This is a genomic window from Cupriavidus sp. 05T42 (assembly GCF_056396345.1).
Window position 1 is genome coordinate 83,336 of sequence record NZ_JBFTLH010000022.1, and the last position, 20,602, is coordinate 103,937.

Annotated in this window: 19 protein-coding genes; 5 read left to right on the forward strand and 14 right to left on the reverse strand. The window is 66.1% G+C overall.

The genetic code is table 11. The annotated features are described in order from the left end of the window. Window positions 1-41 precede the first annotated feature (41 nt). From AC1EJR_RS23400 to AC1EJR_RS23415, 4 genes are read left to right on the forward strand one after another with little or no spacing between them, the layout of a single operon-like run. The gene (locus AC1EJR_RS23400; protein WP_441592532.1) at window positions 42-1,565 is read left to right on the forward strand and encodes a UxaA family hydrolase; all 1,524 of its coding nucleotides are present in this window, start codon (window positions 42-44) and stop codon (window positions 1,563-1,565) included. Window positions 1,566-1,590: 25 nt separating this feature from the next. After that, a complete protein-coding gene (locus AC1EJR_RS23405; RefSeq protein ID WP_477113255.1) occupies window positions 1,591-3,066 on the forward strand; it encodes an NAD-dependent succinate-semialdehyde dehydrogenase in 1,476 nt (491 codons plus the stop codon). 47 nt (window positions 3,067-3,113) lie between these two features. After that, window positions 3,114-3,920 (forward strand): 4-hydroxy-2-oxoheptanedioate aldolase, encoded by an 807-nt coding sequence (gene hpaI, locus AC1EJR_RS23410; RefSeq protein WP_092301506.1) that lies wholly within the window; start codon window positions 3,114-3,116, stop codon window positions 3,918-3,920. Between the two features lie 33 nt (window positions 3,921-3,953). Continuing rightward, window positions 3,954-5,396 (forward strand): FAD-binding oxidoreductase, encoded by a 1,443-nt coding sequence (locus AC1EJR_RS23415; RefSeq protein ID WP_477147619.1) that lies wholly within the window; start codon window positions 3,954-3,956, stop codon window positions 5,394-5,396. 31 nt (window positions 5,397-5,427) lie between these two features. On the opposite strand, the gene AC1EJR_RS23420 is transcribed toward AC1EJR_RS23415, so the two are convergent. The 8 genes from AC1EJR_RS23420 to AC1EJR_RS23455 all read right to left on the reverse strand — a co-directional run bounded on the left by AC1EJR_RS23420 (window position 5,428) and on the right by AC1EJR_RS23455 (window position 13,877). Next, window positions 5,428-6,336 (reverse strand): hypothetical protein, encoded by a 909-nt coding sequence (locus AC1EJR_RS23420; RefSeq protein WP_477113254.1) that lies wholly within the window; start codon window positions 6,334-6,336, stop codon window positions 5,428-5,430. Then, window positions 6,333-8,813 (reverse strand): chitinase, encoded by a 2,481-nt coding sequence (locus tag AC1EJR_RS23425; RefSeq protein WP_477147620.1) that lies wholly within the window; start codon window positions 8,811-8,813, stop codon window positions 6,333-6,335. Before AC1EJR_RS23425 ends, AC1EJR_RS23420 begins: the two co-directional genes overlap by 4 nt. Window positions 8,814-9,035: 222 nt before the next feature. After that, complete coding sequence (locus AC1EJR_RS23430) at window positions 9,036-9,221, reverse strand: CsbD family protein (RefSeq protein ID WP_092301512.1); 186 nt, start codon at window positions 9,219-9,221, stop codon at window positions 9,036-9,038. A 144-nt stretch (window positions 9,222-9,365) separates the two neighbouring features. After that, window positions 9,366-10,184 (reverse strand): GntR family transcriptional regulator, encoded by an 819-nt coding sequence (locus tag AC1EJR_RS23435; protein WP_441592528.1) that lies wholly within the window; start codon window positions 10,182-10,184, stop codon window positions 9,366-9,368. An 86-nt stretch (window positions 10,185-10,270) separates the two neighbouring features. Then, on the reverse strand, window positions 10,271-11,125 hold the full coding sequence (locus tag AC1EJR_RS23440) for an isocitrate lyase/PEP mutase family protein (RefSeq protein WP_441592527.1): 855 nt from the start codon (window positions 11,123-11,125) through the stop codon (window positions 10,271-10,273). Continuing rightward, window positions 11,122-11,661 (reverse strand): LeuD/DmdB family oxidoreductase small subunit, encoded by a 540-nt coding sequence (locus AC1EJR_RS23445; protein WP_092301521.1) that lies wholly within the window; start codon window positions 11,659-11,661, stop codon window positions 11,122-11,124. Before AC1EJR_RS23445 ends, AC1EJR_RS23440 begins: the two co-directional genes overlap by 4 nt. Then, window positions 11,658-12,956 (reverse strand): 3-isopropylmalate dehydratase large subunit, encoded by a 1,299-nt coding sequence (locus AC1EJR_RS23450; RefSeq protein WP_177220019.1) that lies wholly within the window; start codon window positions 12,954-12,956, stop codon window positions 11,658-11,660. Before AC1EJR_RS23450 ends, AC1EJR_RS23445 begins: the two co-directional genes overlap by 4 nt. Before the next feature lie 6 nt (window positions 12,957-12,962). Continuing rightward, window positions 12,963-13,877 (reverse strand): tripartite tricarboxylate transporter substrate binding protein, encoded by a 915-nt coding sequence (locus AC1EJR_RS23455; protein WP_092301578.1) that lies wholly within the window; start codon window positions 13,875-13,877, stop codon window positions 12,963-12,965. 262 nt (window positions 13,878-14,139) lie between these two features. Between AC1EJR_RS23455 and AC1EJR_RS23460 the strand changes: the two genes are divergently transcribed. Beyond that, window positions 14,140-14,277 (forward strand): hypothetical protein, encoded by a 138-nt coding sequence (locus AC1EJR_RS23460; RefSeq protein ID WP_441592524.1) that lies wholly within the window; start codon window positions 14,140-14,142, stop codon window positions 14,275-14,277. 32 nt (window positions 14,278-14,309) lie between these two features. Here AC1EJR_RS23460 and AC1EJR_RS23465 read toward each other — a convergent pair whose 3' ends face one another. The 6 genes from AC1EJR_RS23465 to AC1EJR_RS23490 all read right to left on the reverse strand — a co-directional run. Further along, window positions 14,310-15,065 carry a PIG-L deacetylase family protein gene (locus tag AC1EJR_RS23465; RefSeq protein WP_477113252.1) on the reverse strand — a complete coding sequence of 252 codons (756 nt, stop codon included), beginning with the start codon at window positions 15,063-15,065 and terminating at the stop codon, window positions 14,310-14,312. 10 nt (window positions 15,066-15,075) lie between these two features. Further along, window positions 15,076-16,041: a lysylphosphatidylglycerol synthase domain-containing protein gene (locus AC1EJR_RS23470; protein WP_477147621.1), complete on the reverse strand. Its 966-nt coding sequence runs from the start codon at window positions 16,039-16,041 to the stop codon at window positions 15,076-15,078. Next, window positions 16,038-17,288, reverse strand: a complete 1,251-nt coding sequence (clsB, locus tag AC1EJR_RS23475; RefSeq protein WP_477113251.1) for a cardiolipin synthase ClsB — start codon at window positions 17,286-17,288, stop codon at window positions 16,038-16,040. Before clsB ends, AC1EJR_RS23470 begins: the two co-directional genes overlap by 4 nt. A gap of 177 nt (window positions 17,289-17,465) precedes the next feature. Continuing rightward, a complete protein-coding gene (locus AC1EJR_RS23480) occupies window positions 17,466-18,533 on the reverse strand; it encodes a T6SS immunity protein Tli4 family protein (RefSeq protein ID WP_477147622.1) in 1,068 nt (355 codons plus the stop codon). Window positions 18,534-18,546: 13 nt separating this feature from the next. After that, window positions 18,547-19,641, reverse strand: coding sequence for a T6SS immunity protein Tli4 family protein (locus AC1EJR_RS23485; protein ID WP_477147623.1), 1,095 nt, complete (start codon window positions 19,639-19,641; stop codon window positions 18,547-18,549). Then, the coding region (locus tag AC1EJR_RS23490; RefSeq protein WP_477147624.1) for a T6SS immunity protein Tli4 family protein at window positions 19,631-20,602 on the reverse strand (972 nt) is incomplete at its 5' end. The genes AC1EJR_RS23490 and AC1EJR_RS23485, both read right to left, overlap by 11 nt.

The following is a 20,602-nucleotide window of genomic DNA, read 5'->3' on the forward strand; positions in this document are numbered from 1 at the left end:
CTGAGCTGATCCCAACGCATTTTTGAACGGCAACGTCCATCGTGAATCCGAACCCCGTCATCCGGCTCCATGCCAACGACAACGTGCTGATCGCGCGCAGCGACCTCACGCTGGGCCAGCCCCTGCCCGACCTGGGCGTGCGCGCCCGCGCGCAGGTGCCGGCCGGCCACAAGATTGCCGCGCGCGCCATTGCCCAGGGCGAGGCCGTGCGCAAGTACGACACCGTGATCGGCGTGGCTGACCGCGACATCGCCGCCGGGGAGCACGTGCACAGCCACAACCTGCGGCTGGTGGACTTCTACCGCGACCCCGAGTTCTGCCGCGACGTGCGCCCAGTGCAGTACGTGCCCGAGGCCGAGCGCGCCACCTTCATGGGCTACGTCCGCCCGGATGGCCGGGTTGGCACGCGCAACTTCATCGGCATCCTGTCCTCGGTGAACTGTTCGGCCACGGTGATCAAGCACATCGCCGCGCACTTCACGCCGGAGCGGCTGGCGGCGTATCCGAATGTCGATGGGGTGGCCGCCTTCGCCCAGAGCAGCGGCTGCGGCATGTCCTCCCCCAGCGAGCATTTCGATGTGCTGCGCCGCACGCTGGCCGGCTACGCGCGCCATCCGAACCTGGCTGGCGTGCTGATCGTCGGGCTCGGCTGCGAGCGCAACCAGGTGGCCTCGCTGGTCGACTCGCAGGGGCTGGTGCCGGGCGAGAACCTCCACACGCTGGTGATGCAGGACACCGGCGGCACGCGCGAAACCATCGCCGCCGGCATCCGGGCGATCGAAGCCATGCTGCCCGCCGCCAATGCCGCCACGCGGCAGCCGGTGCCGGCCAGCCATCTCAAGATCGGGCTGGAATGCGGCGGATCGGACGGCTTCTCGGGCATCACCGCCAACCCGGCGCTCGGCGCGGCCATGGACATCCTGGTGCGCCACGGCGGCACGGCCATCCTCTCCGAGACGCCCGAAATCCACGGCGTGGAATACATGCTCACGCGCCGCGCCGTGACGCCCGAAGTCGGCCAGAAGCTGCTTGACCGCCTCGCCTGGTGGGCGCGCTACACCGCCGGCCACAACGCCCAGTTCAACGGCGTGGTGGGCCACGGCAACCAGCAGGGCGGCCTCGCCAACATCTTCGAGAAATCGCTCGGCTCGGCCATGAAGGGCGGCACCACGCCACTGCAGGCCGTGTACGAGTACGCCGAGCCGATCGATCAGGCCGGCTTCGTCTTCATGGACTCGCCCGGCTACGACCCGGTGGCCGCCACGGGCCAGATCGCCAGCGGCGCCAACCTGATCTGCTTCACCACCGGGCGGGGGTCGATGTTCGGCTCCAAGCCGGCGCCGACGATCAAGCTGGCCTCCAACTCGCCGATGTTCCACCGGCTGGAAGAGGACATGGACATCAACTGCGGCCTCGTGCTCGACGGCGAACTGAGCGTGGCGCAGATGGGCGAGCAGATCTTCGCCCATATCCTGCGCGCCGCCTCCGGCGAAGCCACCAAGAGCGAGCTGCTGGGCCTGGGCGACCATGAATTCGTGCCCTGGCATCTCGGCATCGTCAGCTAACCCTTCATCCACCGTCCCCGCACCCATGCTTGATTCCCTCGCTCAGGCGGACCTGTTGCGTTCGCAGAACCTCGTCGGCCAGGAATGGTCCGATGCCCGCGCCGGCCAGCGGCTGGCCGTGACCAACCCGGCCACCGGCGAGGTCATCGCCAGCGTGCCGGACAGCCACGCCGCCGATGCCGCGCTGGCCGCGGATGCCGCCGCAGCCGCCTTCCCCGCCTGGAGCCGCCGCACCGCCCGGGAGCGCGCGCAGATCATCAAGCGCTGGCACGCGCTGATCCTTGCGCATGAGGCGGATCTCGCCCGCATCATCTCCGCCGAGCAGGGCAAGCCACTGCACGAGAGCACGGGCGAGGTGCGCTACGGGGCGTCTTACGTCGAATGGTTCGCGGAGGAAGCCACGCGCATCTGCGGCGACGTGATTGCCGAGGCCGTGCCGGGCCGCAAGATGCTGGTGATCAAGGAGCCGGTGGGCGTGGTGGCCGCCATCACGCCGTGGAATTTCCCGCTGGCGATGATCGCACGCAAGATCGCCCCGGCGCTGGCGGCCGGCTGCACCGTGGTGGCCAAGCCGGCCGAGGACACCCCGCTGACCGCGCTGGCGCTGGTCTGGCTGGCCCAGCAGGCCGGGCTGCCGGCGGGCGTGCTCAATATCGTCACGGCTTCGCGCGAACACACGCCGGCCGTGGTGGATAGCTGGCTGGCCGATCCGCGCGTGCGCAAGATCACCTTCACCGGCTCCACGCCGGTGGGCAAGCATCTGGCCCGCGAGTCGGCCGGCACGCTCAAGAAGCTGTCGCTGGAGCTGGGCGGCAACGCGCCGTTCATCGTCTTCGACGATGCCGACCTGGACGCCGCCGTGGACGGCCTGATGGCCGCCAAGTTCCGCAACGGCGGCCAGACCTGCGTGTGCCCGAACCGCGTCTACGTGCAGGACGCCGTGCATGACGACTTCGTCGCACGGCTGGCCGCCCGCGTGCAGGCGCTGCACGTGGGCCCGGCCACCGAGCCGGCCGCGCAGATCGGCCCGATGATCAACGCCCGCGCCGTGGACAAGATCGACCGMCATGTGCAGGATGCCGTCGCCCATGGCGCGCAGGTGGTCACCGGCGGCACGCGCGTGCGCAACGCCGACGGCCCCCACTACTACGCGCCCACCGTGCTCGTGAACGCCACCCCGGCGATGGCGCTGGCCGGCGAGGAAACCTTCGGCCCGGTGGCGCCGGTGTTCCGCTTCCACGACGAGGACGAGGTGGTCCGCCACGCCAACGACACCCCGTTCGGGCTGGCCGCGTACTTCTATTCGAACGATGTGCGGCGCATCTGGCGCGTGGCGCAGGCGCTGGAAACAGGCATCGTCGGCATCAACGAGGGCGCGCCGGCGTCCGAGGCAGCACCGTTCGGCGGGGTGAAGGAATCCGGCTACGGGCGCGAGGGATCTCGCCACGGCCTGGACGACTACATGCATACTAAGTACCTCTGCCAGGGCCAGCTGCTCTGAGCACCTTGGTCCAAACCGGCCGACCCMATCAAAAGAGGAGATTCCCGATGCCCGCCCACAACCCCTTCAAGGCCGCCCTGGCCGCGCGCCAGGCCCAGATCGGCCTGTGGATGTCCGCCGCCACGCCCTACCTGGCGGAAATCACGGCCACGGCCGGTTTCGACTGGCTGCTGATCGACGGCGAGCACGCGCCCAACGACGTGCGCACCATCCTCCAGACCTTGCAGACGCTGGCGCCCTACCGCTCCCAGCCCGTGGTGCGCGCCGTGGCCGGCGAGACCGCGCTGATCAAGCAGCTGCTGGATGTGGGCGCCCGGACCCTGCTGGTGCCGATGGTCGATACCGCCGAGCAGGCGGCGGCGCTGGTGCGCGCCACGCGCTATCCGCCCTTCGGCGTGCGCGGCGTGGGCAGCGCGGTGGCACGGGTGTCGCAGTGGAGCGCGCGCACGGACTACCTCGACATTGCCGATGACGAAGTCTGCCTGCTGGTGCAGGCCGAGACTGTGGCCGCCATGCAGAATCTGGAGGCGATCTGCGCCGTCGATGGCGTGGACGGCGTGTTTATCGGCCCGGCCGACCTGGCGGCGTCCATGGGCCATCGCGGCAAGCCCGGCCACCCCGAGGTGCAGGCGCAGATCGAAGCCGCCATGCGCACCATCATCGCCAGCGGCAAGGCTGCTGGCACGCTGACGTCCGACCCCGCGCTCGCGCGCCGCTACCTGGAACTGGGCTGCACCTTCGTCGCCACCGGCGTGGACGTGCTGGTCTATGCCAACGCCGCCCGCAAGCTCGCCGCCGAGTTCCTGCCCGACACGGCCACCGCCGCCGCCACGCGCCCCGGCGCCGCCTACTGATTGCCTGATTGCTGATTGCCAGAATTCCAAGCGATGACCGCCCTGCCCTCTCCCGAAACCATCCTCGCCGMGATGCAAGACATCGTCGGCGCCTCCGGCTGCCTGACTGACGCGGCCGACACCGAGTCGTACGTCACCGACTATCGCCGCCTGTATCGCGGCAAGTCGCCCGTGGTGGTGCTGCCGTCCACGACCGAGCAGGTCAGCGCGGTCATGGCGTGGTGCTACGCCCACGAGGTGCCCGTGGTGCCGCAGGGCGGCAACACCTCGCTGATGGGCGGCGCCGTGCCGGACGACAGCGGCACCGCCGTGGTCATCAACCTGCGCCGCATGAACCGCGTGCTGGCCATCGACACGATCAACGACACCATGACCGTGCAGGCCGGCGTGACGCTGGCCGGCGCCCGCGCCGCCGCCGAGGACAGCCAGCGGCTGTTCCCGCTGCGCATCGGCTCGGAGGGCTCCTGCCAGATCGGCGGCAACCTCTCCACCAACGCCGGCGGCACGGCCGTGCTGCGCTACGGCAATATGCGCGATCTCGTGCTGGGCATGGAAGTGGTGCTGCCGGACGGGCGCGTGTTCTCGTCGCTGCGCGGGCTGCGCAAGGACAACACCGGCTACGACCTCAAGCACCTGTTCGTCGGCGCCGAGGGCACGCTGGGCATTATCACGGCCGCCGTGCTGAAGCTGATGCCGCAGCCGCGCGCGTCGGCGGTGGCCTTTATCGCCGTGGAAAGCCCGGACGCCGCCGTGAAGCTGCTCGGCGAAGCGCGCCAGATCRCCGGCCCGGCCGTKACCGCGTTCGAACTGATCTCCGCACCGGCGCTGGAGCTGGTGCTCGAGTACCTGGGCGACACCGCCTCGCCGCTGGCGGAGCGGCACGACTGGATGGTGCTGATCGAGCTGACCTCGGGCGCCGACGAGGCCGCGCTGAACGCCACGCTGATGCAGATCCTGGAAAGCGGCCTGGAGCGCGGCTGGGTCAAGGACGCCGCCGTGGCGGCGAGCGGGGCCGACGCGCAGACCTTCTGGCGCATCCGCGAGGAAATCTCGGACGCCCAGACGCGCACCGGCGGCAGCATCAAGTGCGACGTCTCGGTGCCGCTGTCGCGCATCGCCGAATTCATCGGCAACGCCTCCGCCCGCGTGCTGGCGCTGGAACCGGCCACGCGCATGGTCATCTACGGTCACATGGGCGACGGCAACGTCCACTTCAACCCGCTCCGCCCCAAGGACCGCAGCGCCGCCGACTTCCTCGGCCAGTGGTACAAGCCCGTCTCGGACCTCGTGGACGGCCTGGCCCACGCCGAAAACGGCTCGATCTCGGCCGAACATGGCATCGKCGTGGCCAAGCGCGACGACCTGCGGCAATACAAGTCCCAGGTCGAACTCGAACTGATGTGGCAGGTGAAACGGGCGCTGGACCCGAAGAATTTGCTGAATCCGGGGCGGGTGCTGCCGGCGTTGGGGGAGTGAGGGGCCGCAACCGCCCACTATTCCCGCACAGCTACGCTGGGAATCCCTGCAGGTAGAGGAAAAATGGAAGCTTTGGGCCGCCGTCATTCGACGGCGCCCAATCGCCGGCAAGCCTGCCGTCCTTCATCGAACCCCTGAGAGTTCCTGCAACCCCTCCACCGACGTCATACGCCGTCAGTGCGAGCTTCCCGTCTGTGCTGAGATTGCCCCGCAACGCGAACGACGAGCCGGTCTGATTCAAATCCTTAAGCTCACCACTTAATTCGCCCCCATTCTTCCTCAGGGACATGTCGACAAAGCGGTTCGGGCCGATGTGCCCCGAGAGGTCGTGCTGGCCATCGCGCTTGAGTCCCGTGATCGGCTTGCAGGCAATCGTTCCAATGGGCAGATACGCTTCCTTATCGACCCGTGGCACAAAACATGGTTGTGCGGACGCTGCTTTTTGGCCGCCTACGCTTGAAGCGCGCAGCTTCGGGTCTAGGTGTTTAACTAATCGAACACGTCGGATTTGACTTTTCGGGAGCGCCTCCATCGCATCGAATGACGCGCCGCTGACTTCGGCCTCCGGAAGCTTGGCCATCGATGCCGACCACTTCAAACCGTTTTCTTGCGATGAGACAACAAGATCGATGCGGAGCGAATAAACAGACGAGAATCTCCACCCGGCGCTCGTTCTGATCAATGGAATGAAACGGGTATTTCTGTCATTCTGGAATGCTTCCTTGACGAGTACATATTGCTCGCCGTACTTATAGATATCTACGCTGCTCAGAATGCTGGCATTAAGCTCACCGGCGATCAACTTCCCGCTCCGTTCGACCAGATTTTCCATCTCCTGAATGTATAGTTCACAGGCGGTCACCTCCTCGGAGCACACTGTGGATGCATTGGCGAACGAAGCGGCGCAAGCGAGCAACATGGCCGGAATGATATTTTTCACAGGCACTGTCTCAGTAACGATTCAAATTTCGTCGCATATTCCGCGATGACGGTATCTTTGTCCGTACCATTAATGATCCGGCGTGCCGCAACATAGTCCACGCCGGCGTTATTAATGTAATGGGGCAAACTCTTGCCGGTAAAGGTGCCCCGTATCATGCCTTCGACCATGATCAACACCGCCCTGCGCCATTCCAGGGCCGCATCCGGTTCCGCCAACAGATCGATCTCGGCGACTTCGCAGAACTTCGCGTAGTTCGCCTGCCAGGTAATTTGGACCAGCCCTCTCCCTCGATATTTGTGACCATCGCCAACCTTCGTATTTCCAAGCGCTTTCGCGCGTTTCGGATTGCTGGCACCCGGGCCGGATCCATATTTCATCTCGGCTGCGTCATAGGATAATTCTTCTCGAACGGGGCCAAAGAAAGTMGCCGTTAGGAATTCATATGACTCGAGCCGGGCCRTCGCCAACATATACGCCACATAGTGGATGTTGAACGTACTTCCTTTGGATATATAGAGTTCGTCGAGCCAACCCATAAGGGTCATCAGATTATCTTCCGATGTCCGCGATAGCGCGGGAAGCGTTTGCTTTGCTGCCCCTTTCTCCGGGTACCAACCAAATTTAGACGGATGCGCTTCCTTGTAAAGCGCCACGAACTTTTCGATGTCAATCCGGCGGTGCCGGATGAAGTTTCCGATCACACCGATCGGATGTAGGTGAAAGACCTCTGGCGCCGGTAAAGCGGGGAGGCGGGCACTCACCTCCTCCCACCACGTCAACGCCTGAATTTTCCTGTGTTCGGCCTTCAGGGCGGCKGCGTCTCCACCCTTCTTTTGGATTTCGACAATCAACGCCGACCACTTCCCAGGATTCGCCCATTCACTCTCATGCTGGACGATCAATCGCGAAGCAATGGCAGCGGCCCAGGGATCTTCGGAAGCCCGGCAAAGCTGGCTTGCCGCGTGCGCGCCGTCGCCCGTCACATAGAGCTGGCGACAGAGTTCGCGCATGAACGGGCTCAGCTTATCGATAGCCCCGGCCTCTGGCACCTCCGCCCCGGTGATGTAGTCCAGGTACGCCTGAGGCGTGGCAAAAACGGTGTGAGTACGATCATGTTTCGCATGCAAGAAAGCAAAATCCACCCACTTCTGCGCGAACTCCCGGGAGATCCGTCCCCCGGGAAAATTCTCTTCACGCACCCATCCCGAAATGTCCCGACGACGTACGTCCGCGCTATCCACTTTCCACCACCGAAGCGACTTGCCATCGCAACCGGCCTCCTTCTCCACGCATGGCTTGACCTGCCGTCGAGCCAGTTCTTCGATGGTGTAAACCTGAATGACGTCGGAAATTGGTGGATCCCGGCCTTCCTGGTCCGGGGCCATGAAGAGTTTGGTTTGTCTGTCGATCCGCAGAATCGTGGGCTCTGGCCGTAGGCCGAATTGCTGCCAGGTTGCTGGCTTCGCTGCATGCTCCCTGATCCAGCCTCTACCCGTTTCGATGAAGGCTTGAATGCTGTCGTCACAGAACATCTCGAGGTGGACCATGCGAGCCACCGCCCGCTCAGCGAGCCAATCATTTCGCCCCAGGTGCCCGATGAGTCCGCCCGCGCGGATCGGAATCGGTTTCGACGGCACGACAACTCTATCCACAGCACTTGCAGGCACGAAGGGTTCCACGATGGCACTACCGCTCACCCGTCCTAGGTAGACCCATCCCTTGTGCGCCGCGCCCGGCGCCACGTAGCCACCGACCGCAGGTGCCGCAATTGCCAGTTCGTGTACCTCATCGATCTGGCCCCAGTCGCCGTCCCGCTGCAACAGGCTGAAGTGTGCGCCGCGAGGCAGAATTCCCAACACAGTCCCACCTGCCTTGGTGGCACGGACGCGGAGACCGATCTGCGGCGCGGCTGCCGCCGTCTGGCCGACGCGCCTATCCTGCCGGTMGTTCGTCTTCGGCCCCACTTTGAACCAGGTGGACCAGTACGCCGGACGGCGTAGCGCCTTGTCGGCTTCATAGTCGACAAGGTCTTGCAGATGCATGTAGAGGCTGTAGAAAGTCAGCATGCAGTCCTTCGGGAACTCCATGCGATGGCGCACCAGCGCGAAACCGGTGCTGTACTGCGCGGTGAACGGAGGGTGGCTGGGACCCTGTGGAATTTCGGCCTTCGGATAGTGCTGATTGACGCGCCATGCGACCACTTCCCCATCGGCCATGCATCGGACACCATGCCTCAGATCGAGCGATGTGCCTGCGCCGGCGTCGGAGATATGGATACCTCCGTGCCAAAGGCCCTTCTTGCTGACCGCATAGGGGCCGTCAGGCTCCTTGCGCAATAGCCTAAGAAATTCGTGCTGATCCCTGAAGGCTTCTGAGACCCTGCCAGGGCCTGGCGGTGCCTTTCGGAAGGGAAACGCGAAATTCAGCGTCTTCAGTGGCGTGCCTGTTGATTGTCTGGTTGGTGCTGTTGCCATGGGTGGATTGCGCCATCCCTAGCGGGCCGCGCAAGTGATCTAGCCGTAATGATCCACCATGCTAGGGAGACATGCTCCTATCGCACAATCGCACTTCTCCGAAAACGGTAGTTCCCTGGTCATTGCCATGAAAAAGGCGGGGAGCCGCCCCGCCTTTTTTGCGTTACCGAGGGCGCCCAGGCGCCCTTTTTTCCGGCTTGGACCGACCTGGGCCGGCTTGCCTTAGCGCGGCTTCTTCGTGTCCTTCATGTCCTGCTTGGCGTCGCCGTACGCGGCCTGGGTGCGGCCAGCCACTTGCTGCGCCTTGCCCTTCATTTCCGTCGTGGTCTTGCCGGTCATCTTGCCGGCKACTTCCTTGGCCTTGCCCTTGGCCTCTTCCACACGGCCCTTCACTTGATCCTTGTTCATGGTGAGGTCTCCATCGGTCAGGTTGAGACAGTCCGCGCCCGGATTCCGGTATCCCGGGGGCACGGCGCTAATGGACAGTGTAGGAAGGCTGGCGCCCGGCGGGTGTAGGACTTCTTCCCAATGGGCTGTCGGCGCGGAACCCGCCTAGACGTCGTCGCTGGCGGCGGGCTGCGTGGACGGATCCGCGTCGATCCAGACCTTGGTAGACGCCCCCACGCGCGTGAGCCGCATCTGGTAGGCGTAGCGCTCCGGGTGATACAGGCCCACCAGGAACTGCACGGCCCGGCCGTTGCGGTCGCTGGCCACGCGGGACACGCGCAGCAGCGGCACGCCCGGCGCGATGCGCAGGATGCGGGCCACGTCCAGGTCCGCCGCCGCCGCGCCCAGCGTCTGCTCGGCKGAGACCACCTCCACGCCGTGTTGCTCCAGCGCCACGAGCATCGGGGTGTCCTGGAGGGTATGGCGATCGATGGCCACGGCGAGGTCGGCGGGCAGGAAGACCTCGGTATAGGCGATGGGATGGGTCTTGAACTTGCGCACCCGCACCACCTTGAGCACCGGCGCGCCGGGCGGCAGGCCCAGCGCCGCGCTGACCCGGGCGGGGGCGGCCATCTGGCGCCATTCGAGCACGGAAACCCGCGTGCGCAGGCTCATGCTGACGATGTTGTCGAGCAGGCCGCCGCCGTGCGACGTGCCCAGCGCGGCGCCGGGCGGGGCCTCGTGGCGCGCGGACGGCACGGTCGGCACCGTGCCCTTGCCGCGCAGCCGGGCCACCAGCCCCTCCTCCTGCAGCCGCGCCAGCGCAGACCGCACCGTCACGCGCGCCACGCCGAATTCCTCGGCCAGCTGGCGCTCGCCCGGCATGGGCAGCCCGCTCTCGTAGAAGCCGGCGCGGAGGCGGTCACGCAGGATCAGGCGAACCTGCTGGAACCGGGGCAGCGTGATGTCGACATCGGGCAACATGGCAGGTGGCTTAACAATGTGGCGTAACGAACATCTCGCCACGGTACGCGCGCCGCGCCCCCTCCGCAACCTCGGCAACCTCCCCCTTATTCGTAGCGCTTGCCCAGCGCCAGCATCTCGGGCGTGCCGATCACCTCGTTCAGCTCGGCAAACGTCAGCATCCTGGGCAGGTACGGCGTGGTGGTGCCGTGGGCGGCCAGGCTGCCGAGGTAGTCGCGCAGCGCGAAGCTGAGCGCCCGCGCCGTGCCGCCGGGGAAAATCACGATGCGGAAGCCGATTTCCTCGAGTTCCGCCGCCGGCAGGACCGGCGTCTTGCCGCCTTCGACCATATTGGCCAGCAGCGGCGCGCGGTGGCCGAGCCGGGCGATGGCCGTGCCCATGTCCTCGCGGCTGCGCAGGGCCTCCACGAACAGCACGTCGGCGCCGGCATCGGCGAACATCTCCGCCCGGGCCAGCGCGGGCTCCAGGCCCTCTACCGCCACGGCGTCCGTGCGGGCGACGATCAGCGTGTTGGCGTCACGGCGGGCGTCGCAGGCGGCGCGGATCTTGCCGGCCATTTCCTGGGCCGAAATCAGCGTCTTGCCGTCCAGGTGGCCGCAGCGCTTGGGCGCCGCCTGGTCCTCGAACTGGATCGCCGAGGCGCCGGCGCGCTCCAGCACCCGCACGGTCTGCATCACGTTGAGCGCGTTGCCGAAGCCCGTGTCGGCATCGACGATCAGCGGCAGGTCCACCCGTTCGCGGATATTGCGCGTGACCGACGCCACGTCGTCCAGCGACAGGAAGCCGATGTCCGGCCGCCCGAAGCGCGTGTAGGCGATGCTGGCGCCGGACAGGTAGGCGGCCTGGAAGCCGGCCTGCTCCACCAGCAGCGCCGAGAAGGCGTCGTACACGCCCGGTGCGGTGACGATACCCGGCGCCTGCAGCCGTTCCTTGAGATTCATGGTGTTGCCTCCGTGAGGGACTGTCCGATTTGTCGTGCCGCGAGTTTACGCGCGAGATGTGGCACCAGGCCACCATCGCGAATCATGGCGATCAGGTGTGGCGGAATCGATTCGCAGGCGAGCACCGCGCCGGTCTCGGCCACATGCACCCGCGCGGCGTCGATATCGGCATGCACGCGCTGGCCTGGCTGCACCACGCCCGCCGCCGGGCAGATCAGCAGCGGCAGGCCGAGGTTGAAGCCATTGCGATAGAACAGGCCGGCGAACGCGGGCGCCATGACGGCGGCCACGCCCAGGTGGCGCAGCACCTCGACAGCCTGCTCGCGCGAGGATCCGGCACCGAAGTTCCGTCCGCCGATCACCACATCGCCCGGTTGCACCGCCTGCGCGAAGGTGGGATCGAGCGCTTCCAGGCAGTGTTTGGCGATCTCGCCGATGCCGTATTTCATATAGGCGCCGGGCGCCAGCAGGTCGGTGTTGACGTCATCGCCGAAGACCCAGGCGCGGCCGAAGACGGGTTTCTGGGGGGCGTTCATGCCATGACCGCGCGGGGATCGGTGATGCGGCCGGCGATGGCCGAGGCTGCCACCGTGTAGGGCGAAGCCAGATAGACCTGCGACGAGGCCGCGCCCATCCGCCCCTTGAAATTACGGGCGGTGGTGCTGATGGCCACGGAATCCTCGCCGAAGCGGTGGGCGCCGTAGCCGGCGCAGGCGCCACAGGCATTGGGCAGCAATTCGGCCCCGGCGGCCTCCAGCGCGCCGAGCGTGCCATCGGCGGCGGCCCGGGCCTGATCGGCCGCGCTGGCCGGCGCCACCAGCAGCCGCACGCCCTTGGCCACGCGCTGGCCGCGCAGCACGTGGGCCGCCATCCGCAAATCCTCGAGCTTGGCGCCGGTGCAGGCGCCGATATAGGCGATATCGACCGAGACATCTGCGAACACGCCGGCGTCATCGGCCCCGGCCGGGCTGTGCGGGCGGGAAACCTGCGGGGCCAGCGCGGCGGCGTCGAAACGGTGCTCGGCCAGGCACGGCGCGTCCGCGTCGGACTGCCAGGCGGCCAGGTCGATCTGGTCAGCATCGGCCACGCCCACGCGGGCGAGCCAGTCCCGCGTAACGGCATCCGGCGCGATCAGGCCGACCTGCGCGCCCAGTTCGACGGTCATATTGGACAGCGTCATGCGCTCCTGCATCGGCAGCGCACGCACCGCCTCGCCCGTGTACTCCACGGCCTGATACTGGCCGCCATCCATGCCGAGCTGCGTGCACATGCGCAGCATCATGTCCTTGGCCGAAACGCCCGGCTGGAGCCGGCCATGCCAATGCAGGCGGATGGTCTCCGGCACGCGCACCCAGATCTCGCCCGTGACCAGCACGCCCAGCATCTCCGTGGCGCCGATGCCGAACATGTACGCGCCGAACGCGCCGCCGGTGCACGAATGGCTGTCGCCGCCCACCGCGAACATGCCGGGGCGCAGGTAGCCCTTCTCGGGCAGCACCACGTGGCAGATGCCTTCCATGTCGTGGAAGCGCGCCACGCCGGCGGACTTCACCCAGTCCCGCGCGAGCTGGACGATGGCCCGGCTGTCCGCGTCATGGGCGGGCACGTAGTGGTCGGTCACCACCACGACCTTGTCTGGGTCCCAGACCTTGGCACCGAGCTTCTCAAGCATCGGCTTCACGCGCCGGGGGCCGCCCGAGTCATGCATCATCGCCAGATCCACGCCACACGTGACGATCTCGCCCGGAGACACATGCTGGCGCCCCGTGGCGCGTGCCAGCAGCTTCTGCGCTAACGTCTGCGGCGCGATCTGCGGCGAATTTTCGGTCATTCCCACTTATTCCACCTTCGTGCCAGACGCCTGAATCACCTTGGCCCAGTGCTGGATATCGTTGCGGACAAACTGTCCAAACTGCTGCGGCGTCATGCTCACCGCCGTGGCCGCCTCGGTCTCCATGCGCTGCCGGTAGGCCGGGTCTTCCACGGCCACGCGCACGGCGCGATAGAGCTGGTCGACCGTGGCCGGCGGCAGCTTGGCCGGGCCGAACAGGCCAAACCACGCGCTCGACTCGAAGCCTTTCACCGTAGCGGCGATGGCCGGCACGCCGGGGAACTGCGGCAGCGGGTCCTTGCTGCTGACGCCGAGGATCTTGATCGCGCCGCTGCGCGCGTGCGGCAGCACGTTCACGGTGCTCGCGAACATCAGGTCCACCGTGCCGCCGAGCAGGTCGGTCAGCGCGGGATTGGTGCCCTTGTAGGGGATGTTGAGGATGTCCGTGCCGGTCTGGAGCTTGAACTGCTCGCTGGCCAGATGCAGCGACGAGCCCTGCGCGCCGATGGCGAAACTCAGCTTGCCGGGGTTGCGCTTGGCATAGTCGATCAGGCCGGCCGTGGTGTCGAACGGCGCGTTCTTGCGCGCCACCAGCACGCTGGGCACCCGCGCCACCATGGTGATGGGTGTGAAGTCACGCACGGCATCGAACGGCAGGTTCTTGTAGAGCGAGGCGTTGATCGTGTGGCCGGTGAAGCTCATCAGCAGCGTGCTGCCGTCCGGCGTGCTGCGCGCCACGTACTGCGCCGCGATATTGCCGCCCGCGCCGGGCCGGTTGTCCACCACCACGGTGCGATGGAGCGAGTCCCCCATCGAGCGGGCGATCAGCCGGGCCAGCGCGTCGGTGGTGCCGCCCGCCGGGCTGCCCACGACGATGGTGATGGGCTTGTCCTGCGCCATGGCCAGCGGGGACGCGGTCATCGCCACGGTGGCCACTGCGGCCACGGCGCAATGGCCGAGGAATCGGGCGAGGAATTGTCGTCGATTGGGGTGCACGTCCTGTCTCCGGTGGGTATCGGTGTTATGGAGACTGACTCTAGGGGAGCGGCCGGGGCGGTTCAATGGGACCAGCTGGTCCTATCGGCAGGACCGGCTGTTCCGCTCGAAGTTCCGGGCGGGGTGGCACGCAATCTGCACATGGCGGAGACCTGGCCCGAATGGGCTCACTCACCTGGGAGATTCCATGCTTCATGGCGACGTGCAGGACAAGCACCAGAAAATGCACCGTTTGCGCGGCAAGCCGCGTCGGGTCTGGACCCATCCGCTGATCCTCGGCGGCATCGCGCTGATGCTGGCGGCCTACATCGCCACGTACTGGTAGGGCCGGGTAAGCCTTACAACGTTGGGTAACGGCTACCGCTCATTGGGCCGCGCACCGCGGGCATTGGCGAGCGGGTCGAGGGTCCAGTAGCGCTCCGGCACGCTGATATCGGCCAGTTGCTGGGCATTGAACAGCCGCAACTGGCTCTCGTAGGCTTCCACGGCCTGCGACTTGCGGAGCTGCTGCTGGGACACCGGCAGGTGCACGGGCGCGGCAACCAGGCCCTCCTGCCACCATCCCGCCAGGCGGCTCTGCACCGCGCCGGGCATGCAGCGGTGGATCGCGTCTTCATAGAACAACCACTGCTGGGGGGCGGGGATCAGCGTCTCGGCGTCGCCGGCGGCCAGCGCCGACTGGTCTACCGCTACGGCCTCGCGCAGCAGCATGCAGGCGGCGTTCACGAGGACGTGGTCGGGGTGATACACGCCCATCGGCGCGACGATGGTGGCGCGCTGCTGCAAGGACAGCAGGCGGCCAAGGCGCACGGCGATGTCCACCGCGCTGCGCCGCTCGCCGTACTGGCCATCGAGAAAGTCCAGCCAGACCGGCTCGGCACCCAGTCCCCGCAAGGCACGCCCATCCTCCTGCCGCCGCGCTCGCACGGCCTGGGCGCCGCTGGTGAACCCGGCGGCAAGGTCCCATTCCGGCGCATCAAGTGTTGCAGCAGGCTCGCCGGCAAAGACGGTCACGACCAGTGCCGCTGGGCACGCGGCGATCAGGTTGCCGCAACTGAACACGGCATCGTCCAGGTGCGGCGAAATCACGATGATCGAGGCAGGAATGTCCATGGTGTCAGGGCTACGCGCTGTCCGTTCTCGGCTGCGGCGGCCCAGTCCGCATCTCCATCCACGCGTACAGCGCGGAGGCGAAGACCATCGGGATCAGGTAATACAGCGCGCGGTAGACGATCAGCGCCGCCAGCAGCGTGTGCTGGGGCACCTKATTGCCCAGCAGCAGCACGAACACCGTCTCCAGCACGCCGAGGCCGGCGGGAATATGCGCCAGCGCGCCCGCCACGCTGCCAATCAGCAGCACGCTCAGCACTGCCGCCAGGTTGACCTCCTTCGGCAGCAACAGGTTGATGATGGCGGCGAGCGTGATCCAGTTGGTGATCGACAGCGCGCTTTGCAGCAGGGCGAAGCGCAGGCTGGGCAGGCTGAACACGTGCCCGCGAATCTTGATGCGGCGCCGCGTAGCCTTCGCGCAGGCCAGCCAGTACGCCAGCCCGGCGAGGAACATCAGCACGCCCAGGCCACGCAGCGCCAGTTCGCTGATGCCCCAGGCGGGCGGCAGCCCCGGCGGATACAGGCTGAAGACGACGCCGGCGATCAGCATGTAGCCAGTCCAGTTCGTGACGATGGCGATGGTGTAGACGCCAGCGACCTGCGAGCCGCTGACCTCGGCCTTCGAATAGAGCCGCAGCCGCACCCCGAGGCCGCCCACCACGGCGCCGATATTGAGGTTGAAGATGTAGGCGATGAACGCGGTCAGCATCACGCGCACCGTTGAGAGGTGGTGACGCGTGTAGTGGCGGCCGAGCAGGTCGAACGAGGCGTGAAGCAGGAAGCTCACGCACGCCAGCCCGGCGGCTGGCAGCAGCGTGCGGGCATCGTAGCCCTTCAGCGACTGCCACACCTTGGTCCAGTCAATGCCGCCCAGCGCGCGGAAGATCAGCACCGCCACCAGCACGACGAAGGCCACGCCGGCCACCCGTTTGACGGCTTTCCAGGGAATGCGCCGGCGCGCCTTGGCGATCATCGTCATGGGCAATCCTGTTCGCGCGGGGGCGTGGGCACGCCGGCTTGCCAGCCGGACGGGGGCGCGTCCAGCGTCGGCGTGAGCAGCTTGGGCGTATGCGCCGGCAGCCACCCCGCCCACGCCGGGAAGCGCCGCAGCGCGTGGAAGACCAGCGCCGTGGCCAGGCCCTGCCAGCGCGGGCGGATGCCGTCTGGCGTGGCGGGCACTTCCTGGCAACTACTTTCCATGCGCGTGCGCAGGTTTTGCTTCAACGCGGCGGCGAAGGCCGCGTCGCGGATCACGAGGTTGGCTTCGAGGTTCAGGAACAGGCTCAGCGGGTCCAGATTGCTCGACCCAACCGTCGCCCAGTCGTCATCGACCACGGCAACCTTGCCATGCAAGGGCCGCTCGCAGTATTCGAAAATGCGCACGCCGGCCTCGCGCAGGTGGGCGTACAGCATGTCCACGGTGCGCTTGACCCACATCATGTCCGGGTTGCCCTGAACGATCAGCTGCACGTCCACGCCGCGCCGGGCGGCATCGCAGATCGCCTGGAGCAAACGGTAACCGGGCAGGAAATAGGCGTTGGCGATGATCAGCTCGCGCTCCGCACCACGGATGGCCAGCAGGTATTGGCGCTCGATGTCGCGGCGGTGCCGGTCGTTGTCGCGCGTGACGAGGAGCGCGGTGCCGGGGCCAGCGGGCGCGCCAGCCTCGCTCACCCGGCGTACCGGACGCCGGGGCGGCGCCTTCGGGCCGGGTGAGCTGGCGTGGATGGCGTCCAGCAGGAACTCGTGGATTTCACGCGCGGCGGGGCCTTGCACCTCGACCGCATAGTCCTGCTTGGCCAGCGGGCCGGAATCGATCAGGTGCTGGACCGAGACGTTGATGCCGCCGACAAAGGCCACGCTGGCATCCACGGCGACCAGCTTGCGGTGCAGGCGCCGGAACAGGTTGGTACGCATGCCAACCAACCTCCGGCGGGGCGAGAACAGATGGACGACCACGCCGGCCTCCACCAGTCCGCCCAGGAATGCGGGCGACAGATCGGCCGAGCCGAAGCCGTCGACCGTCAGCGCCACGCTGATGCCCCGGCGCGCCGCCGCGATMAGCGCGTCGCGCAGCGGCTGGCCGACCTCGTCATCGAACAAGATGAAGGTCTCCAGCAGCACGCTTTGCTGCGCGCCTTCGATGGCCGCCAGTACCCTCGGGAAGTATTCTTCCCCGTTTTCGAGTAGGCGGAACTGATTTCCGGTTGTCCATGTCGGGCCCATCTCAGGCACCAAGCACGAACGGTGCCTGCGGGCGACGGGCCGCGCCGGGCCTTGCGGAACAAGGCGCTGGCACGGGAAAGTGGCAAGAACGTTGCAGCGATTACCGGGTGGGGCTACCTGTGGCTGCAATTGAGCGCTGGAGCGGACGTCACTTTTCGAGATCGACGTGCAGGTAGGCTAGAAGGCGTTCGGGCGCGGGCGGAGGGTTGTCGATACGGCGTCCCAGAGGGCCAGCGCCTGCGCCTCGGTGAAAGCGGCTGGCGTTGACGGATCTTCACGCGAGGCAGGTCCACGATTGCGCATCGTCAGCGCGAAGTAAGGCGTGTCCGGGCTGCCGTCCGTCGCGCCGATCTCCAGCCGGAACAGATGTTCCTGCTCCCCTGCCGTGCCCGTCGGCCTGCCGATCAGCCATTCCTCGCCCAGTTCCATGGGCAGCCTGACGACGCCCTTCCGCAGGGTGCGCCAGCCGTCCGGTGCACCCGTGGCCGCATCKAACCCGTCTCGCTCAAGCAGCGACGGGGCTTCATGCAGGCTGGAATGCGTGAGGATGTGGAACGAGACGCCGGGGTAGGACGGCAGATCGAAGCGCACATCGACATACTCGTACGGCCTGGATTTGCCCAGCAGATAGCCGCCGGGAATGCAGAGCGCGGGCTTCGTCGGAACACTGCCGGCGGGGAGACCTCGAAAGCTGTCCAGCATGTTCAGCACTTCAAAGCGGCGCTGGGGAACGTTGTTCTTGACCGTCACGTTGCCAACGAGCGGGTTGGCGGACTGGTCCGGGTMGGTGAAATCCCAGGCCTCGCGCTGGATCTGGATGCGGACGCCGTTCTCCCAGCGATAGCCTTCCAGCGTCCGCCTGGCCGGATCGGCGTCTACCGCGCCTCGGTGCATGAAGTAGCCTGGCTGCCCGTCTGGCGACGTCGTGTTCGCGTACAGGAAGGGATCGGCATCGACGCTCCTCACGGCCTTGAGTTCAGCGCCGCGCTTGGCGATCTCTGCCTGAAAGGCGTCGATGGCCATGGCTTGCGTGGAGATCATGATGCCGCGAATCTTCGTCGTGCCGCGCGTCGTCATGCCCGGCGGCATCTCCAGCAGGTAGCGTCCGACGCAATGGGGAATGAGCTTGTGGGTCAGCGCATCCACGGCCTGTTGTTCCGGCATGGACATCGTGGGGGCCTTGCCACAGGCCCCGAGCGCCAGGGTGGCGCAGAGTGTGAGGGCTGCTGCGGCGCGCGCTTTCACATGCACTCCACCGTCAGAAGGCATTCGGTCGGGGCCGCAGGGTTCGGGAGATGGCGTCCCAGACCGCGAGGGCCTCGGCGTCCGTCAGCGATGCGCGTTCGAGCGGACGATAGTCCGGAAGCGGATTCGCTGTCTCCATATCGAGCCGTACGAAAGGTGCCAACACATCGTCCGCGAGGGCGTTCCCTTCCAGGGTGAAGAGATGCCCATGCACTTCCGTGGTGGGTCTTGGGCCTGCCAACAGCCATTCCTCGGCGTCAACGCCGGTCAAAGCGACCTTCCCTTTACGCACCGTTCGCCCGCCCTTGATCTGCGACAACGCGTCCTCAATCTGCCGATGCCGCTGCAATAGCGAACCTACTGCAGCGAGACCTGAATCCGTCACAAGTGTGAAGTCGACATCCTMGTGGCTTGCAAGAGTGAAAATCCCAGTCACGCGCTCACCTTCTCGCGCCTTGCCCAGAATCAGACCGTACGGCAGGCACAATCCCGGCTCCGTTGGAATCTCGTTCTCGGCGCGGCCGCGAAAGTTCGTAAGCAGTTCAAAGACATGGTTGGCCTTCGGGGGAACATCGTTCTTGATGTCCATGCGCTGCACGATCGGGTCATCCGCCTGATCGGGGCTGCTGAAATCTGACGCCTCCAGCGTGACTTTGACGCGAACCCCATTCTCCCAACGATAGCCTTCCAGAATCCGGTTTGCGATGTGGCTGCGTTCCGAACCCCGGTGCATGAAGTAGCGGGAGTGCTCATCCCACGCGGGCACGTTGAGATAGAGAAAAGGATGCGCATCCATGCTCTTCACCGCCTTGAGTTCGGCTTCGCGCGCGGAGATCTCCTCGTTGAATGCATCGAGGGGCATGATCTTCGTCTCGAGCCGTGCGCTTTCCACAGTGGCGGACCCTTTGACCGTCACGCCGGCGGGCAAATCGATAAGATGGCGTCCCACACAACGCGGGATTAGGTTGGTAGTCAGGGCATTCACCGTCTGTTGTTCCTGAGGCGTCAATGGAGGGGTCTTCCCACAAGCCGGTAGCGCCAGCGATGCGCCCAGGATCGCGCTGATCACCACATATCGTTTCATCATCGCGGCGCGCTCAGAAGGCATTCGGCCGGGGCCGCAGGGTTCGGGAGATGGCGTCCCAGACCGCGAGGGCCTCGGCGTCGGTCAGCGATGCGCGTCCGAGCGGACGATAGTCCGGAAGCGGATTCGCTGTATCCATTTCGAGCCGCACGAAAGGCGTCAGTACATCGTCCGCGAGCGCGTTCCCCTCCAGCGCAAAGAGGTGCCCGTGCACTTCCGTGGTGGGTCTTGGGCCTTCCAACAGCCATTCTTCTGCGTCGACGCCGGTCAATGCGACCTTTCCTTTACGAACCGTTCGCCCGCCCTCGACCTGCGACAACGCCTGCTCGATCTGACGATGCCTCTGCAGAAGCGAGTCCCTTTCAACGACACTTGAGTCCGTCAGAATGGTGAAACCGAGATCCTCATGGCTTGCAAGACGGAACCTCGACTTTGTGCGTTCCTCCTCGCGCGCCTTGCCGCGGATGTATCCGCGAGGGAGACATAATCCAGGCTCCGTTGGAATCTCGTCATCGGCCCGGCCGCGAAAATTCGTGAGCAGTTCAAAGACATGGTTGGCCTTTGGCCGGACGTCGTTCTTGACTTCCATACGCTGCACGATCGGGTCATCCGCCTGATCGGGGCTGGTAAAATCGGACGCCTCCAGCAGCACCTTGACACGAACCCCATTCTCCCAACGATAGCCCTCCAGAATCCGGTTTGCGATGTGGCTGCGTTCCGAACCCCGGTGCATAAAATAGCGGGAGTGCTCATCCCACGCGGGCAGATTGAGATAGAGAAATGGATGCGCATCCATGCTCTTCACCGCCTTGAGTTCCGCTTCCCGCGCGGAGATTTCCTTGTTGAATGCATCGAGGGACATGATCTTCGTCTCGAGCCGTGCGTCTTCCACAGTGGCGGACCCTTTGACCGTCACGCCGGCGGGCAAATCGATAAGATGGCGTCCCACACAACGCGGGATTAGGTTGGTAGTCAGGGCATTCAC